Origin of the sequence: Enorma phocaeensis (genome assembly GCF_016901575.1) — a bacterium.
GTDB classification, from domain to species: Bacteria; Actinomycetota; Coriobacteriia; order Coriobacteriales; family Coriobacteriaceae; genus Limicola; species Limicola phocaeensis_A.
Genome location: NZ_JACJKQ010000002.1, coordinates 201768 through 216991, shown reverse-complemented (window position 1 = coordinate 216991; position 15224 = coordinate 201768). Strand labels below are relative to the sequence as shown.

Below are 15224 nucleotides of genomic sequence, written 5' to 3'. Positions count from 1 at the left end.
CCGCCGCCCGCTAGCCGGCATCGCGCACGGCGGCGAGCAGCGCGTCGGTCTGGTCGACCATCCACGCCACGTCCTCTTTGCAGCCGCCCTCGATCCACGCGCGGGCCATGCCCACCGCGCCCCGCGCCGCGAACTCGATACGGTATTCCAACGCGCGCCGCTGCTCCTCGTCGCGGACGCCCCGCTCGTCTGCGAGGTCGCCCCACGCATCCATGCAGCCCGCACGCACCACCGTCACCACGTCGCCGAAAAACGCCTCGTTCGGCCCCTGGCCGAACACCACCGAGAACATCTCCCGGTTGTCCCGGAAGTATCCGTACACCGACCGCATGAACCCATGCGCCCCCGACGTCCTCAGGCCGTCCGCCTGCTCCAGCACCACCTGCATGAGCGCCGCCTTGAAATCGGAGCGCATGGTGTCGACCATGTCGTAGATGTCCTGAAAGTGCGCGTAGAACGTCGAGCGGTTTACATCGGCCAGATTCGTGAGCTCGGTCACGGTGATGTTGCTGAGCGGACGGTCGTGCAACAGCGCCATGAGCGCGCCGTAGAGCGCCTCGCGCGTTCTGCGCGTCCGGCGGTCAAGCTTGTCCATGCTGGGGTTGTGCCACCACGTCGGCGCCTCGATTCCCCTCTTCATGATCCCGACATCCTTTCTGCACGGCAGCGTCGGTCAACTCCCGCCGCGGGTGCCGCTTCATCGACGTCCGTCCGCCTGCTCCCTGCGCATCCGTCGTGCGCGAGCTCCTTCGAGGTTTGCAGAGCCGCCCTCGTTATACAACACTTGCCTAGAAATCTACAGGTGAGGTGAAATTACGCATCAATCACATGGCGGTGGGGCGGTCGCGCCGCAGTCCAGCCGCGCGCTTCTCGCCCCGTCGCTTCAGGCTTGCGGACGTTCCCGCCTGCGGCAGCTGTATCAAGCTTCCGGGCGCGTGCGACGCATTGCGGTCGCACAAACGGGCTGCCGGCCATGCCGACATGCAACTTTTTACGTTTTATGCCCAGAAACGTAAAAAGTTGCATGTTTTGTAGGAGCAGGGCGACGTTGACGGAACATCTGCGCCGAGTGAGGAGACCTTTGCCGGGGATGCGCAACTCAGGCCCTCGTTTGCACAACTCGGCTCCGTCGAGCGGGATGGCCGCATGGCATCCTTTACCATAATCACCGACAGAAGGCCCGCGCACGCTACAGGGAAAGGGGGCGACATGGACGTTCGCTTGATCGAAGATGCTGAAAGGGGCTCCATCGAGGTGCAGATCCTCTGTCCTCCAGCATGTGAACGCGCCGAGGCCCTTGCCGAGCGAATCCGCATGCTCGCCGGACGCATCGTTGGATATGAGCCCGGACGCGTCGAGCGCCGCGTCGTCCCCCTCTCGCATGTCGCGAGCATCGAGGTCGGCACAGGCTCGACAACCTGCATCGCCCTGCGCAATGGAAGCCTGCTGGAAACACCCCTTCGTCTCTACGAGCTGGAAGCCGCCTTGGAAGGAACCGAGGTCGTCCGCATCTCGAGACAGGCGCTGGTGAACTTCGACGCGGTCCGCGCCATCCGCCCGGAGCTCAACGGGCGCCTTGCCCTCGACCTCGATAATGGCGCGACCGTCATTGTCACGCGGACCTATGTATCGAACATCAAGCGCAAGCTTGGAATGGTTGGGAGGTAGTCCATGAACGCAACCAATCACGAGAGGACGCAACGCCGCGGGCTGCTCGCCCCCAGCGACACGCCGCCGGAAAATGCCCTCGTACGAGGCCTGCTCACCGGATCGGCCATTACGGTTGCCATGCTCCTTTTCTCCACGCTGATGGGAATTGCGGCCATCGGGATGACAGAGGGCCTCGCCATCAGCCTCTCGTCCATCATCGCAGGCATAGCAGGCGGCATCTTGCAGCAAATTTGGTTCAACCCCAACGTTCTCGGGACACGCCTCACGTACGCCTCGCGCATTCCGCTGTTCGGCATCACGTACTTCGTGGTGCTCGCGGCATGTGCGCTGATGGGCTCTTGGCTGCCGCCCACCACCGAGGCCTGGGCCACCTTCGTCGCCTGCTACCTCGCCGTGTTCTTCATCCTGACGGTCTTGTTCTCATTGAGGTATCGCAAACAGGCAAAAGCATACGCCGAGCGCCTTGCCGAATACCGCAAGCGCCAAAGGTGAGGGCACCAAGGCGCGCCGTCTTGCAGACGCACCCTCCAGCAGCCCATGCTCGGCTTGTTACGATCGCCATGCGACCCGTGTGCCGAATACGACGATGGGGCGCTCCCTTCGCCCGCCATCTGCAGCGAGCGCTCCGCCATCTCTAGCAGCCACCTGCCCCCGCCGAGTTCGCCCGCGCGTCGAGCCCGCTCACGCCGCACGGCCCCGTGCGTCGAGCCCGCTCACGCCGCACGGCCCCGTGCGTCGGCCAGCCTCGCCTTCCCAAAGTTGCATCCAAACAGCAGCCCAGCCAGCAGCAGCGCGGCTCCCAGGCCGGTATAGAAGACCGCGATGAACCGCTCGGGCGCGACCCCGCTTGCCCGCAGCGCGATTCCGCCAGTCATCATCACCGCCATGATGGCGAACGCCTTGGCGTCAAAGAACTTGAGGAAGAACTGCCGCTCCTCAAGATAGGAGCTGATGCGGTCGGTATGCTTGCGCACCAACCTGCCAAACACAAACACCTGGAACGCACCGAAGACCGCCAGGGACAGCAGCACGTTCACCACCGTGAGATAGGCAGGGTACGCCACAAGGCCGATGCGCAAGATGTTGATGCCGGCGGCGCTCCAAACCAAGCAGGCGATCAGCAGCAAGGTGTTGCGTTGCACGTTCATGGATGTCCTCCTCCACGGTGATATGCCCCGACCGCGAGGCGCCGGCATCGAGGAGCCGGCTTGGGCGAAGCGGGGCAGACGGCTAATACAAAACTCTGCGCACGATTTCTATGACGGCGCCGGCGTCATACTCTCCCCGAAACAAGGCAGAGATCATGAGGGAAAGGATGGTGTCGGCAAGGCGCTCGACCGTGATCTGGCCGTCAAACGCGTCGGGGCGAATACCGGCGTCACGCCTGAGCACGCCGCACAGCTCGTCCACGATATGCCGCCACGCCTTCGCCATCCGCTGCCTCCCGTCCACCTTGTCCCCCTGCATAGAGCTGAGGGCATGCAAGGTAAAGAAGCCCGGATAGCGCCTGGAGCCGTCCTCCATGCGGCTATACATCCACGCGATGCATGCCAGCGTGTCCTGAAAAGCTGCCGCGTCGTCGCCTTGATGGAAGATCTCGTGCCAGACGCTCTCCACCGCGGCAGAGAAAAGGTCTGCCTTGGAGTCAAAGTAGTTGTAGATGGATCCAACGGATACGCCGCATGCGGAGGCAACGGAGCGAACGCTGAGAGCCGGCAAGCCCTTCTGCCGGATCAGCTCACGACTCGCCGCGAGGATCTCCTCCCGCGATGTGACGACGGTATTCATGCACCTGCCTCCGTCCGGACGCCTCGCCTTCAAAATGAACGTTGTTCATATTAGAGCCAACGCCTCGTTTGGCAAGGGGCATCACAGAAAACCTCTGGCGGATTATGGCCGAGGAGAGGAATGTATCGGAGCAGGGAGCGGAGCGGTGGCGTCGAGGAAGACCGACGCGTCGACGTCGAGTGAGGCCAACGCGTCGACGTCGGGCGGGAACGGTGCGGTGGCGTCGAGCGGAATCGATGCCTCGACGTCGAGCGGGAGCGGTGCGTCGACGTCGAGCAGGAGCGGCGCGCAGGCACCGAGAAGGAAGGGGTGCCAGCGTTTTCGACGTCCAGGGCATCGATGCGCGGGCGTCAATCAGGGCCGATGATCCGGCACCGGGCATCTGTGTTGCAGAATGGACGCTCCGAAGAAACTTCTTATGCAGAATGGACGATAAGACCCCCTTAGGGGGCCGATAACGGCCATTTTGCACCACAAGCTTGTTTAGTGCGTCCATTCTGCACAAGAAAACCCGCGCACGTCGTCCTCCCGCTCCCTCCTACTCCTTGATGCACGAGACCTCGTCGAACCGTATGACGATGCGCTTGCGGCGCCCCTTGTCGTCGGTGGTCTCCATGAGCATCCATTCGTCGTCCACGTCCACCAGCGTGCCCTCGAGCGTCGCCGCGGGACTTACGTAGTGGGAATCGTTGAGCGAAAGCGAGCACGACCGGCCTCGATAGTCCTGCAGAAGCTTGCGCAGGTCGGCACGGCGACGCTCCCCTGCCTCGGGGTCTGCGAGACGACGGATCTGCTTTTTTGTTGGCATCGCGCAGACGATATAGATGACGAGCGCAAACGTCAGAATCTCAAACATGGCCTACTCCCTCACGTCGACGGAGATCGCCTGGACGTCCGCCAGGTCAATCAGCTGCACAACGTGTTCCTCGCCGACGCGGGGCTTGCCGAACGTAGCGGTCTTCACGACATGCGACACGCGCAGCCATCCGTTGCTCACGCCGAGAATCTCGGCGTCCTGCATGACCACGTCCCCGCATTCGACCACGCCGACCATGCCCACCAAGCCCTCCAGGACATGCAGGTCGCGCACATGGCCGCGGCGGCCCGAGCTCACTATGCTGACCCCGTCGTTTGCCAGGTCATCGAGCGAGACGCCGAAGATGCGGGCGAGCTCTGCCGCCTTGTCGAGCGAGGGGGAACCTTGGCCAAGCTCCCAGTTGCTCACCGTCTGCCGGCTCACCCCGACGGCATCGGCCACCTCCTGCTGGCTCATGCCGGCGCCGCGCCGCAGCGCCGCGATCTTCTCGTGAATCATGCACGACCTCCATCGGACTCAAAACGCTTTCGTCTCCATTGTCTCCTGCGACGGCGCCGGCCGCCAGCAAATCATCTTGGCAATGAGGCAAATCCGCTTGGCACGCGCCCCTTGCCCGGCCCGCTGTCCTCGCAGCAGCAAACATGCCGCCCCGCACGCCGAGCCGCACCCGGTAGCGCCGGAGGCACAGCGATCGAGGCGCGCCGAGGGTCAGGGCGCGGCACACATCAGCGCGACGCACGGCAATGCTGCACACATCAAGCGCCCGTCATGCAGACGTCAGGAGCGGGCAAGGCTTCCTGTCGGCGCGAGGCTCCGCGGCGGGCTGCGCCTACACTGGAGACGACACGACTCCGCGCGACACGGAAAGCGCCATGCTCGAATCACTCATTGGCTTTCTCACCACGACCATTCCAACGATCTTTGTAGGTTGGAGCATCCCGATTGTCTACATTTGCCTCTGCCTCATCTCCGGATTTGCGCGGCGGAGGCGCGAGGCGAAGATACCCGACCGCATCGAGCCCCGGCCCTGCGTGCCCTCGCTGCATCCCGTGATGCTGAGCGCGCTTCAATTCCACGGCGAGACGGCGTCGCAGGACTACAGCAACACGCTGTGCGCCGCGCTCGCCGGCATCGTGCATCTCATCGGACGCGGAAAGGTGGCCTGCACGGAAACGGTGCCGCCACCGGAGGACGAGGCGCCGAGTCCCTTCGTCGAGCGCAGGCGCAGGCGAGCCGGCATGACCGCGCGCGACGAGGTGGCACGCGCCTTCGGAGCGGACGTGCTGCTTGCGAGGCGCGACACCGACGACCGGGACCGATGCGACGCACGCACGCTCGAGCTCTTCATGCCCGACGACGCGCGAACGATAAGCGTCGAGGGCATCTGCCAGCTTCCCCGAACGCGCGACGACCTCTATCGGCGCATCAGGACGTTTCTCGATCCGTTCGAGGACGAGCTCGTCGCCATGGGCCATCCCGGCCTCGCAGCCGACCTTGCCGGGCGCGTCGAGCTGTCCTTCTCCCAGAAGGAGACGCCTCCGGGCAGCCCCAGAGACACGTCGCGCGCCAAGGCGGCGGTGCTCTTTTGCGCGCGACGCACGCGAAGCGTTCACGGGGACGTCAAGATGAGGACCTCGCCTGCCTGCCTCATCTTCGATGACCTGGAACGGCACTGCTCCAGCATGTCGTCGTAGCGCCGAGGCGATGCCTCCGCGCATGGGCGGCGACCGGACGCGCGGCGCCACGCCTCGTGAGGCATCGCGCGTCCGGGCAGCCAGCAGGAGGAGCCAGCCGTCGCGGCAGACTCCAGAAAGATGCGGACGGGCGCATGTGGACACCGGAAGCGGGCGGCGGGATCGAAACGGGCGCCTCGGCCTACTTCCTCCTGCGTCGCCGGCCGCCGAAGCTCAGCCAGCCGCGACGATGGAACACCGCCACCTCCACCAAGACGATGGCGATGCATATGCAGGTCACCAGCGGATAGCCCCACGTCGTGTCCGTCAGCCCCATGCGCGAGAAGTTCATGCCATACCAGCCTGTGATGACGGTGAGCGGCATCGCGATGGTGGTGACCACGGTGAGCCACTGCATGACGTTGTTCTGCCGCACGTCGATGCCCTCCTGATACAGGCCGCTCACCTGGAGCGCATAGTTCTGCAGCGATTCGAGCCGGGCAGAGAGGCGGTCGAGCTGGCGCGAGAGCACCGAGAAGCGGGCGCGGTCCGCCGGGGGCACCCAAGAGGCATCGGACTCTGCAAGAAGGTCGACGATGTCCGAAAGCCCCTGGTAGAAGCTGTTCAGGCCGAGCATGCGGCGCGAGTCCGCCATCATCTTGGCGCGATCGATGCGCTCGCGACCCTCCAGTATGAGCTGTTCGAACGCTTCGAAATCGCCCCGGACGCGGGACAGCGTCTCGGGATGCTCGCGCAGCAGAACGTGGAACAGGGAGCGCAGCACGCCCGCCGGAGAGCCGACGGGCGCCGCCTCGAGCACCAAGGCGTCGAGCAATGGGGCGCAGGTGCCCGTATCGTCAACGATGAGCAGCCTCGTCGGGCCCAGCTCGAAGGCGAAGCGAGGGGCATCCGCGGCGCGGCGGCCGGCCGCCGGCAGCACCACGATGCCCACGGCCCCCTCTTCGGACAGCTCGGCAAACGGCATGGCGGCATGAGGCAGCTGCTCGACCACCTCCGCGGCGAGCCTGTCGCCCAGCGCCTCCGAGGCGCGCTCGACCCCGATAAGACAAACGGTTTGCCCGCCGGCGCGCCGTGAAGCGTCGGCGCCGCCCGCAGGCATGTCCGGCGCGAGCTCGCCGCTCGATGCCAGGCAGCCGTCCAAGATCGTCCAAGCCCTTCCCATAGCCGCACCTCCACCTGAAGTGTCCCTATGTTCCCATGGTAGCCGCAGCGGCCGGGCGCGGCAAAGGCGCGGGGCGGCGCCGTCCAGGGAACGCCGCTTCATCCGCACGAAACAATCGCCGCCACACGGGGCGCCCCTCTCGCCGTGTGACACAATGGCGCATACAGGCAAAGGCGCCGGCCAGGCCAAACGGAAACGGAGGCGGCCGATGTATGACAAACGCGCGATGCTTGAGCTGCTCGACCGCGAGGGCATCGCCTATCAGCTCGCCGAACATGTAGCGGTGTTCACCGTCGACGAGGCGCGCCGGGCGCAGATCCCGTTTGCCGCGTTTGGCGCCAAGAACCTCTTTCTGCGCGACGACAAGAAGCGCGCGTATTACCTCGTCTGCATGCCCGACGATGCCGACGTGTCGCTCAAATCCATACAGGGCCGCATCGGGTCGCGGCGGCTCTCGTTTGCATCCGCCGCCGACCTTGAGCAGATGCTCCGCCTCGTGCCGGGCGCGGTCACCCCGCTCGGGGCGCTCGACGACGGCGCGCGGCACGTCGAGGTCGTCATCGACCAGGCGCTCGTCGACCGCGGCTCGGTCGCCGTGCACCCCTGCGACAACACCGCGACCGTCCTGCTTCAGACGGCAGACCTCATCGGGCTGCTGCGCCGCCACGGGCGGCAGGTGCGCGTCGTCGCCCTGCAAGGCCCGCCGGCCCCCGTCGCATAGCCGCGCTGCCGGCGAATTCGACCTTGTCACCAACGGCGCCAACGACACTCCCTGAGACACGTTTAGTTTTTAGTTCCACCATCCGATCGCTCGCTCAAAGTAATGCATCATGCTATACAATGTCATACAGAGGTGATCGTATGGCACAGTCGGTTTTGAGCGTACGCATGGATAGCGAAACGAAGGCGGCATTTGCGGCATTCTGCGAAGAAGCGGGCATGAGCGTTTCAACCGCCATCAATTTGTTCGCACGCCAGACCGTGCGCGACGGGCGCATGCCGTTCGTCATCTCTTTGCGCCAGGATAAGGGGCGCGCAAACGCCGACCAACGAAACCTCGTTCTCACGCGCGAGCACATCACACAAGCGGTAAGCGAGGCGGCCGCAAAGAAACCCGGCATCTCCAAGGTGATTCTCTTTGGATCTTATGCACGGACAGAAGCTCGCCCAGATAGTGATATCGACCTGCGCGTTGAATACGACGAAGGAAAGCTGTCCCTTCTCGAGCTCACCGATTTCGTCCAGGATGTCCAAGACGCAACCGAGAAACAAGTTGATGTCGTCTCGAGGCGCGACTTGGGCAACGATGCATTCGCCCAAGCAATAGCACGCGAGGGGGTGACCGTGTATGAGCGCTAAAAGCTCTTTGATTGAAGCGGTCCCCGCCTGGAAGTCCCTCCTCACCGAATGTGGCCGGACGCCGTGCGCCGAGGCCAGCCGCTCATGCGCATCGACCGCGAGCTCATCTCCGAGCGCAGCTACAAAACAATCGGAACGTCGTTAGAGCTTTGTTAGTTGTGCCCTCCATCCTTAGAGGCGTACCAGAAGACGCCACAGAGAAAGGATGGGCGCATGGATTGCATGCTGGAGACGCGCGGGCTCACCAAGCGGTTTGGCCGCGGTGCGGACGCGCAGACGGCGGTGGAGGACGTCTGCCTCCATGTGGAGCGAAACCGGGTGTACGGGCTTCTCGGCCCCAACGGTGCCGGCAAGTCCACCACGTTGAAGATGATCTGCGGGATGCTTCGGCCCAGCGCCGGGCAGATCCTTGTCGACGGACACCCATGGGAGCGGCGCGACCTGTACGAGATCGGCTCGCTCATCGAAGAGGCGCCGATCTATCCCAACCTCTCGGCGCGCGAGAACCTGCGGGTCCGCACCACGCTGCTGGGGCTCCCCGAGTCCCGCATCGACGAGGTTCTGCACATAGCCGACCTCGAGAACGCCGGCAAGAAGCGCGCCGGCCGCTTTTCCATGGGCATGCGCCAGCGACTCGGCATCGCGCTGGCGCTGCTTGCCCGCCCGCACCTGCTCATTCTCGACGAGCCCACCAACGGCCTCGACCCCATTGGCATCGAAGAGCTGCGCGACCTCGTGCGCAGCTTCCCCGAGCAGGGCATCACCGTGCTTGTTTCCAGCCACATTCTGCCCGAGGTGCAGCAGATGGCGGACCGCGTCGGCATCATCTGCGGCGGACGGCTCGCCTATGAGGACGAGCTGCGCCGGGACGAGGACCTCGAGCGGCTCTTCATGAGCGTCTGCCGAGAGAGCCGCACGCAGCGTCGGAGGTGGGCGGCATGACAGGCGGTGCCGCAGCCCTTCGCGCCGAGGCGCTCAAGTTTCGCCACGCCGCGCCGCTGAGGATCGCGGTCGCCATGGCGCTGCCGATGCCGGTCCTCGGAGCCATGCCCCTGAACGGCGTCCAGTCCTTCTCGGCGTGGAACTATTGGTATGCCCTGTTCATGCCTGTGGCGATATCCCTCATCGTTGGATGTGTCGCCCAGGCAGACGCCCGCCTGGGCATGCGCGCGATTCTTGGCCAAGGCGTGCCGCTCGGGCGCGCGTGGTGGGCGAAGGCGCTCGTGTGCCTGGGCCTCTCCGCGCTTTCCAATCTCATCGTGTGCGCCATCTACCTCGTCGGGTCCGTCATGAGCGCGCAGGGGCCGACCGTTGCCGGGACGCTCACCATGCTTGCCTGCGCGGCGGCAAACGTCATCACGAGCTCGTGGATGATTCCTGCAGGCCTATTCCTGACCGCGCGCGCCGGCATGCTCGCCGGCATCTTCTGCCCGCTTGCGGTGCAGATTGCCGGCAGCTTCGCCTGGTCGCTCATCCCCGTGCCGCAGCTCTTCCCGCCGTCGGCGACCGTGGTGATCCCCACGTCCTTCATTCCCGTGCTGCCCAGCGGCGAGCCGCTCGGGGCAGACATGGTGCTCGGAGGCGCGCTCGTCGGCGACGGGACGCTCACGCTGGCAGGCCTTGCCCTCGCCGCCGCCGCGTTCGTCATCCTGACTGCGGCGGGCGCCCTGTGGTTCTCGAAGTCGGAGGGACGCTGATGGACAGGTTTGCGACACGGGCCCGCATGAGCGTCCCCCGCGCGCTCGCATCCGAGGCGCTTCGCCTGCGGCGCTCTCCCCTGGCGGCGGTCCACCTCGTCTGCGCCTGCACCGCGGGCGCCGCGATCGGCGCCTACTTTGCCTTCGCCCCCTGGGACGCCGCCCTGGGAGCAGATGCCTACATGCAGATGCTCGGCGCGATGATGCCGCTCATGGTGGGCATCGTCTGCGGACTTGCCGTCGATGAGGAGCGCCGCGCCGGACGCCTTGCAAACCTGACGGGGGCTCCCTCTCGGCACATCGCGATCCTGGCAAAGGCGGCGATGCTCTGGCTTGCCGGAGCGGCGACGCTCGCGCTCGCCACGGCGATCTTTTGCGCCGCGCTTGCGCTGGCGGGAAGGCTCGCGCTCGGGCCGACGCACATCGTCCTCGCCTGGGGCGGGCTTTGCCTGGGAAGCGCCCCTCTGTACCTGCTGGAGCTCGCGCTCGCCATCCGCCTGAGCCGAAACGCCGCCATCGCCGTCGGGTCCGCAGGGCTGGTCCTCGCCTTCTTCTCCGTCGGCGGTCTCGCCCATGGCCTCATGACCGGCGAGCTCACCGGCATCGCGGGCACCGGGGTGCTCGGGACCGTCCCCTTCGCCTGGCCAGCGCGGCTGGGATCGCTCGGCGTCGAGGCGGGCATCGCGGCCGCGGCACGCGATGCCGCCCTGGGCGCGCAGATATGCGGCGCGGCATCGGCCCTTGGATGCGCCTCCCTCGCCGTGAGCGGCGCCGGGACGGCCGCGCTCGCCCTGTGGTTCAACCGTTTTGAAGATAGGAGCACCGATGTCTAGCCGTTTCGTGCACCGCCGCCATCTCGCCGACGCGCACGGCCCCTCCTCCCCATGCCCGTCGCCCATCGAGGGAAGAGGCGCCGTCCATCCTCCCGCGCGCCGGGGCGCCGGAAGGCTCCGCCGGGGAGCCGCCGCCGCGGCACTCGTCGGGGCCATCGTCGTCGCCGGGACGCTCTCGGGATGCGGCTCGTGGGGCCACGTCGCGCAGTCGGCGCTCGACCGCCTCATCAGCCCCGAGGTCACCATGTATGCGCCGGCGCCCGACGCGGAGTCGTTTGTAGATTCCTACGGAGACGCCACCGGCGCCGGGTCGAACTACGTCTACCAGGTGCCCGCCGCCACCGAAGACGGGGGCACGCGCACGCTCACCCTCATCTATTTCGGCCGAAAGGCAGACGATGTCGGGTGGCTCGAGATCGACGCCCAGGGATCTTCGGGCGTGCACTATCGCTCGATAGACGAAGAGAAGGTGCCCGAGGCCGCGGTGAGTGCGCTGGCCGAGGTCGACGCCTGAGGCGCCGGCCGGGCGAGCGCCGGCCGGCCCGCCCCGCGCACCCTTTGTGCCGCGCATCGTTATAGCTTCGTTAGAATGGTGGCGCACCATGATGGCGAGCCGCCGACACCGTCGCGGCGAGACCGCCAGACGCAGGCGGAACGCCTGCGCGACACATGACCCGAGGAGTTGAGATGGCCAACATCGTAGCGATCGATGACGAGCGGTCGATCCTCGACGCCCTGCGACGCATCCTCAAACGTGACGGCCACGAGGTGCGGGGCGTCACGGACCCTGCCGAGGTCCTGGGGCTCGACCTCGGCAGGTTCGACCTCATGCTCTGCGACGTCATGATGCCTGGGATCGACGGCTTCGAGCTCGTGCGCCGGGTGCGCCCCCGCTTTGACGGGCCCATCCTGTTTCTGACCGCTAAGGTCACCGAAGAGGACGCCGTGACGGGCTACGGCATGGGCGCCGACGACTATATCCGCAAGCCCTTTGGCGCCGCCGAGCTGCGCGCCAAGATCGCCGCCCACCTGCGTCGCGAGGGCCGGACCCACACGCATGCGCTCTCCTTCGGCGAGGTGCGCATCGACCTCGGCGCCCGCGAGGTCGCGGTGGCGGGAACGCCCGTCGCCCTCACCCCCACCGAATACGAGATCTGCGAGCTGCTGGCACGGCGACGCGGGCAGGTGCTCTCGCGCCGGCAGATCCTGGAGGCGGTGTTTGGCTGGGAGCGAGAGGCGGACGAGGCCGCCGTCTCCATGCATGTGAGCAGGGCGCGCAAGAAGCTCGCCGCAGCGGGCGTCGACCCTATCGCGACGGTCTGGGGAATGGGGTACAAGTGGCAGCTGTAACCGGCGGGCGCGAACGTCAGACGTGGCGCATGCCGCTCTCCTTCGTCATCGTGCGCTATTTCTTCTACGTGCTCGTCGCGCTCGCCGGCGTATGGACCGCCGCCTTCACCGCGCTGAGCATCGCGCTCAACGCGGGCATCGCCTATACGGCCAACTATGGCGCCGCCCATACCAACGAGACGGCGTCGGCGCTGCAGGCAGACGGATTCAGCGTCGACGCCATTCCCAGCGCCTACCGGTATCTGCTCGTCGACGACGAGGGAGACGTGCTTTGCACCGACCTTTCCGACAGCGCGCTCGAGCAGGCGCTCGACGCGACCGACGAGCTGCGCTCCGAAGGCGTGCGCGGGCCCGAGACGTTCGGCCTCGACGGCACGACCTATACCGTGGCCGAGCTCGGCGACGGCACCTCCTGCGTGCTCACAAGCACCTACCTGCCCGAATACACCTCTCGCGAGCTGCGCGACTCGCTCCCCAACCCCCAAAACCTCATGATCGCGGCAGGATGCGCGCTCAGCGTCCTCGCCATCGCGCTCGTCGCCCGGCGCGCGTCGTCGGTCCTGGTGCGCAAGATGGTCCCGCTCACCGTCGCCGCCGAGCGCATCGGGCGGGAGGAGCTCGACTTCGCGGTGGGCGAGAGCAACGTCCGCCAGATCGACGACGTGCTGGCGGCCATGGATCGCATGCGCGGCTCGCTCGCCGAATCGCTCGATGCGCGCTGGCGCGCCGAGATGGCGCAGCGCGACCAGATGGCGGCGCTTGCGCACGACCTCAAGACGCCGCTCACCGTCGTCCGCGCCAACACGGAATACGTGGCAGAAGAAGCCCTGGCGCTGGCAAAAGGCGATGCGGACGACCTCTCCGACGTCGCCGCGGCGGCACGGGACGCAGCCGACGGCTGCAGGCAGGTCGACCGATATGTGCAGCTGCTCATCGAGGCCTCCCGCGGCGAGGCAGGCGAAAAGACCGGGCGGCGAATCGACGCGTCGGAGTTCGCCCAGCGGATTTCGCGGGCGACGGCGTCGCTCGCACGCGCCGCCGGGGTCTCGTGCGCCGTCGAGCAAGACGACGCCCTGGCAGGCCAGCACCTATACGCACATGCCGAGACGCTTGAGCGCGCCGTGGCAAACGTGGCGTCCAACGCCGTCGACCACGCGCGGACGCAGGTGTGGCTGACGCTGAGGCTCGAGGATGCCGCGACGGGCTCCTGCCCGGGCATCCTCACGATCGCCGTTTCGGACGATGGGCCGGGGTTCACGCCCGCCGCCCTCGAGCACGGATGCGAGCGCTTCTTCCGCGACGACGCCTCACGTACCGGGGCTGCCTCGGGCGAGCACTACGGCATCGGGCTCTTCACCGCCTCCGAGGCCCTGCGCGCCCTCGGCGGCGACCTCGAGCTGTCAAACCGCACCTCAAGCGGAGGCGCTGTGGCGGGTGCCCGCGTCGAGATGCGCGTCCCCCTATGCCGCTAGGCGCCGGGCGGAGTCTCGGCGGCAGGGACGGGCGGCGCGTGCCGCCGCCCCGGAAGATCATTGCGCCGGAGCAAGCCCTTTGAGCTCTGAGATGAGATCTGCCAGGGAAGTCTGCGCCAGGCGGTCCTCCAGCGCCGCCTGCGCCGCGGCCACCTCGCCGTCGAGGAGGGCGTGGACGTTGCCCCCTACCGGACACGCGGGGTTGGGATGCTCATGAAAATGGAACAGGTCGCCCGAGACGCAATCGACCGCATGGTAGATGTCGAGCAGCGTGATCTGAGATGCCGGGCGCGCAAGCGTCGCTCCCCCCACGCCCGCCTCGACCGAGATCATCCCGGCCTCTTTCAGCTGGCCCAGCGTGCGACGAATCACCACGGGATTCACGCTCACGCTTCCCGCGATAAAGGCGGACGTGACCTTTCTGGTCGGCGAGAAATAGGCGATGCACAGCAACGTGTGCACCGCGATGGAAAAACGAGACGATATCTGCATGAGGTCTCCCGACTCCCTCGTTCCCACTCATTGCCCGCTACGATACCGCCCGGTGCCATACATGTACATACGAGAGTTACATCTTGCGGCCGGCGCCGCGGACTCTCCTCAACTCAGCGTCCTCGACACGCCGGCGACACGTTCTGCGCGCCCTCGGGCTTCCAGTCTCGATGGGCCGAGTCCCAGAGCGACCCTCAGGTATGGCGCTCCCGAGCCTTCTTGGCAACCGCCTTTCCACCCGCCGCGGCCACCTTGCCGCCGGTCTTCGCTACGACGGCAGCCGCCTTGGCTGCCACGACCACGCCCTTCGCCGCACCGCGCGCCACCTTGTTCGCGACAGAGGGGCCATGCTTCGCCACGGCATGAGCCGCCGAGCTTGCCAGCGCCGAACCATGCTTGGCGGCGGCATGGGCGACCCTGTCCGCAACGATCGGGGCCTCATGCGCCGCCGTCTTCGCAGCGCGCGCGGCCTGCTCTTTAGCCACCTCGCCCATCTTGGCCGCGGCATGGTCAAGCTTCTCCTCGATGCGCACGGGCTTGCGTCCCGAGAAGGTGCGCTGCCCCTTGCTGGCCAGCGCGACCCCGCCCACAATGGCAGCCGCCCCGGGGCCAGGGAGCACGCACATAGGCACGCCGGTGGCAGCGATCGCCGCGCCCGCAACCATCTGTACTGCGCCCTTCACCTTGTCACCTGCGGGAATCTCGGGACCCGCGTTCTCGCCCTCTCCCGTCGAGCCGGGCACCTCGACGCGCTCCGTCGATGGTCTCTCGTTCCCGAGTTCGACATGTGTCTCCACCGGATCGGATTTGAAATCTGTACGCGCGCGTCGCTTATTCACGAATCCTCCGCTCGCTTGTTCACCGGGTACCACCACCCTTTCGCCACATT

The 15224-nt window shown here is 66.5% G+C and carries 19 protein-coding genes; 11 read left to right on the top strand and 8 right to left on the bottom strand.

Translation table 11 applies throughout. The features are described 5' to 3' along the window. Positions 1–10: 10 nt before the first annotated feature. Entirely contained in the window at positions 11–640 is a 630-nt protein-coding gene (locus H6A15_RS02665; protein WP_204672147.1) for a TetR/AcrR family transcriptional regulator, read from the bottom strand. Between the two features lie 569 nt (positions 641–1209). Here H6A15_RS02665 and H6A15_RS02660 point away from each other — a divergent pair. Continuing rightward, positions 1210–1668, top strand: coding sequence for a LytTR family DNA-binding domain-containing protein (locus tag H6A15_RS02660; protein WP_204672146.1), 459 nt, complete (start codon positions 1210–1212; stop codon positions 1666–1668). Between the two features lie 3 nt (positions 1669–1671). Beyond that, the gene (locus H6A15_RS02655) at positions 1672–2163 is read left to right on the top strand and encodes a DUF3021 family protein (RefSeq protein ID WP_204672145.1); all 492 of its coding nucleotides are present in this window, start codon (positions 1672–1674) and stop codon (positions 2161–2163) included. Between the two features lie 221 nt (positions 2164–2384). Here H6A15_RS02655 and H6A15_RS02650 read toward each other — a convergent pair whose 3' ends face one another. The 4 genes from H6A15_RS02650 to H6A15_RS02635 all read right to left on the bottom strand — a co-directional run bounded on the left by H6A15_RS02650 (position 2385) and on the right by H6A15_RS02635 (position 4774). Next, complete coding sequence (locus H6A15_RS02650; RefSeq protein WP_204672144.1) at positions 2385–2819, bottom strand: hypothetical protein; 435 nt, start codon at positions 2817–2819, stop codon at positions 2385–2387. Between the two features lie 82 nt (positions 2820–2901). After that, positions 2902–3459, bottom strand: coding sequence for a TetR/AcrR family transcriptional regulator (locus tag H6A15_RS02645; protein WP_204672143.1), 558 nt, complete (start codon positions 3457–3459; stop codon positions 2902–2904). A gap of 538 nt (positions 3460–3997) precedes the next feature. Then, positions 3998–4315 (bottom strand): hypothetical protein, encoded by a 318-nt coding sequence (locus H6A15_RS02640; protein WP_204672142.1) that lies wholly within the window; start codon positions 4313–4315, stop codon positions 3998–4000. Positions 4316–4318: 3 nt separating this feature from the next. Further along, the gene (locus H6A15_RS02635; RefSeq protein ID WP_204672141.1) at positions 4319–4774 is read right to left on the bottom strand and encodes a helix-turn-helix transcriptional regulator; all 456 of its coding nucleotides are present in this window, start codon (positions 4772–4774) and stop codon (positions 4319–4321) included. 374 nt (positions 4775–5148) lie between these two features. On the opposite strand from H6A15_RS02635, the gene H6A15_RS02630 reads away from it, so the two are divergent. Beyond that, positions 5149–5970: a hypothetical protein gene (locus H6A15_RS02630; RefSeq protein WP_204672140.1), complete on the top strand. Its 822-nt coding sequence runs from the start codon at positions 5149–5151 to the stop codon at positions 5968–5970. Positions 5971–6151: 181 nt separating this feature from the next. Here H6A15_RS02630 and H6A15_RS02625 read toward each other — a convergent pair whose 3' ends face one another. Continuing rightward, positions 6152–7132 (bottom strand): CorA family divalent cation transporter, encoded by a 981-nt coding sequence (locus tag H6A15_RS02625; RefSeq protein WP_204672139.1) that lies wholly within the window; start codon positions 7130–7132, stop codon positions 6152–6154. Between the two features lie 208 nt (positions 7133–7340). Here H6A15_RS02625 and H6A15_RS02620 point away from each other — a divergent pair, with 208 nt between their 5' ends. The 8 genes from H6A15_RS02620 (at position 7341) to H6A15_RS10640 (ending at position 13843) form a co-directional block, all read left to right on the top strand. Beyond that, complete coding sequence (locus H6A15_RS02620) at positions 7341–7853, top strand: prolyl-tRNA synthetase associated domain-containing protein (protein WP_204672138.1); 513 nt, start codon at positions 7341–7343, stop codon at positions 7851–7853. A 140-nt stretch (positions 7854–7993) separates the two neighbouring features. After that, positions 7994–8491, top strand: coding sequence for a type II toxin-antitoxin system RelB/DinJ family antitoxin (locus H6A15_RS02615; protein ID WP_204672137.1), 498 nt, complete (start codon positions 7994–7996; stop codon positions 8489–8491). 213 nt (positions 8492–8704) lie between these two features. Then, positions 8705–9433, top strand: coding sequence for a lantibiotic protection ABC transporter ATP-binding protein (locus H6A15_RS02610; protein WP_204672136.1), 729 nt, complete (start codon positions 8705–8707; stop codon positions 9431–9433). Continuing rightward, complete coding sequence (locus H6A15_RS02605) at positions 9430–10188, top strand: hypothetical protein (RefSeq protein WP_204672135.1); 759 nt, start codon at positions 9430–9432, stop codon at positions 10186–10188. The genes H6A15_RS02610 and H6A15_RS02605 overlap by 4 nt, the downstream gene beginning before the upstream one ends. 26 nt (positions 10189–10214) lie before the next feature. After that, on the top strand, positions 10215–11021 hold the full coding sequence (locus tag H6A15_RS02600; RefSeq protein ID WP_239462293.1) for an ABC transporter permease: 807 nt from the start codon (positions 10215–10217) through the stop codon (positions 11019–11021). Next, entirely contained in the window at positions 11014–11535 is a 522-nt protein-coding gene (locus H6A15_RS02595; protein ID WP_204672133.1) for a hypothetical protein, read from the top strand. The genes H6A15_RS02600 and H6A15_RS02595 overlap by 8 nt, the downstream gene beginning before the upstream one ends. Positions 11536–11708: 173 nt before the next feature. Then, a complete protein-coding gene (locus tag H6A15_RS02590; protein ID WP_204672132.1) occupies positions 11709–12371 on the top strand; it encodes a response regulator transcription factor in 663 nt (220 codons plus the stop codon). Next, positions 12359–13843: an ATP-binding protein gene (locus tag H6A15_RS10640; protein WP_204672131.1), complete on the top strand. Its 1485-nt coding sequence runs from the start codon at positions 12359–12361 to the stop codon at positions 13841–13843. The genes H6A15_RS02590 and H6A15_RS10640 overlap by 13 nt, the downstream gene beginning before the upstream one ends. A gap of 57 nt (positions 13844–13900) precedes the next feature. Here H6A15_RS10640 and H6A15_RS02580 read toward each other — a convergent pair whose 3' ends face one another. Beyond that, positions 13901–14335 carry an Rrf2 family transcriptional regulator gene (locus H6A15_RS02580; RefSeq protein WP_204672130.1) on the bottom strand — a complete coding sequence of 145 codons (435 nt, stop codon included), beginning with the start codon at positions 14333–14335 and terminating at the stop codon, positions 13901–13903. A 194-nt stretch (positions 14336–14529) separates the two neighbouring features. Next, a complete protein-coding gene (locus H6A15_RS02575) occupies positions 14530–15174 on the bottom strand; it encodes a hypothetical protein (protein ID WP_204672129.1) in 645 nt (214 codons plus the stop codon). Positions 15175–15224: the final 50 nt, after the last annotated feature.

What these genes read in the sequence shown, in the direction of transcription:
- H6A15_RS02640 (WP_204672142.1), bottom strand. Translation starts at nt 4,315, where the DNA reads ATGTTTGAGATTCTGACGTTTGCGCTCGTCATCTATATCGTCTGCGCG.
- H6A15_RS02605 (WP_204672135.1), top strand. Translation starts at nt 9,430, where the DNA reads ATGACAGGCGGTGCCGCAGCCCTTCGCGCCGAGGCGCTCAAGTTTCGC.
- H6A15_RS02655 (WP_204672145.1), top strand. Translation starts at nt 1,672, where the DNA reads ATGAACGCAACCAATCACGAGAGGACGCAACGCCGCGGGCTGCTCGCC.
- H6A15_RS02580 (WP_204672130.1), bottom strand. Translation starts at nt 14,335, where the DNA reads ATGCAGATATCGTCTCGTTTTTCCATCGCGGTGCACACGTTGCTGTGC.
- H6A15_RS02615 (WP_204672137.1), top strand. Translation starts at nt 7,994, where the DNA reads ATGGCACAGTCGGTTTTGAGCGTACGCATGGATAGCGAAACGAAGGCG.
- H6A15_RS02600 (WP_239462293.1), top strand. Translation starts at nt 10,215, where the DNA reads ATGAGCGTCCCCCGCGCGCTCGCATCCGAGGCGCTTCGCCTGCGGCGC.
- H6A15_RS02595 (WP_204672133.1), top strand. Translation starts at nt 11,014, where the DNA reads ATGTCTAGCCGTTTCGTGCACCGCCGCCATCTCGCCGACGCGCACGGC.
- H6A15_RS02635 (WP_204672141.1), bottom strand. Translation starts at nt 4,774, where the DNA reads ATGATTCACGAGAAGATCGCGGCGCTGCGGCGCGGCGCCGGCATGAGC.
- H6A15_RS02645 (WP_204672143.1), bottom strand. Translation starts at nt 3,459, where the DNA reads ATGAATACCGTCGTCACATCGCGGGAGGAGATCCTCGCGGCGAGTCGT.
- H6A15_RS02630 (WP_204672140.1), top strand. Translation starts at nt 5,149, where the DNA reads ATGCTCGAATCACTCATTGGCTTTCTCACCACGACCATTCCAACGATC.
- H6A15_RS02590 (WP_204672132.1), top strand. Translation starts at nt 11,709, where the DNA reads ATGGCCAACATCGTAGCGATCGATGACGAGCGGTCGATCCTCGACGCC.
- H6A15_RS02650 (WP_204672144.1), bottom strand. Translation starts at nt 2,819, where the DNA reads ATGAACGTGCAACGCAACACCTTGCTGCTGATCGCCTGCTTGGTTTGG.
- H6A15_RS02620 (WP_204672138.1), top strand. Translation starts at nt 7,341, where the DNA reads ATGTATGACAAACGCGCGATGCTTGAGCTGCTCGACCGCGAGGGCATC.
- H6A15_RS02625 (WP_204672139.1), bottom strand. Translation starts at nt 7,132, where the DNA reads ATGGGAAGGGCTTGGACGATCTTGGACGGCTGCCTGGCATCGAGCGGC.
- H6A15_RS02610 (WP_204672136.1), top strand. Translation starts at nt 8,705, where the DNA reads ATGGATTGCATGCTGGAGACGCGCGGGCTCACCAAGCGGTTTGGCCGC.
- H6A15_RS02665 (WP_204672147.1), bottom strand. Translation starts at nt 640, where the DNA reads ATGAAGAGGGGAATCGAGGCGCCGACGTGGTGGCACAACCCCAGCATG.
- H6A15_RS02660 (WP_204672146.1), top strand. Translation starts at nt 1,210, where the DNA reads ATGGACGTTCGCTTGATCGAAGATGCTGAAAGGGGCTCCATCGAGGTG.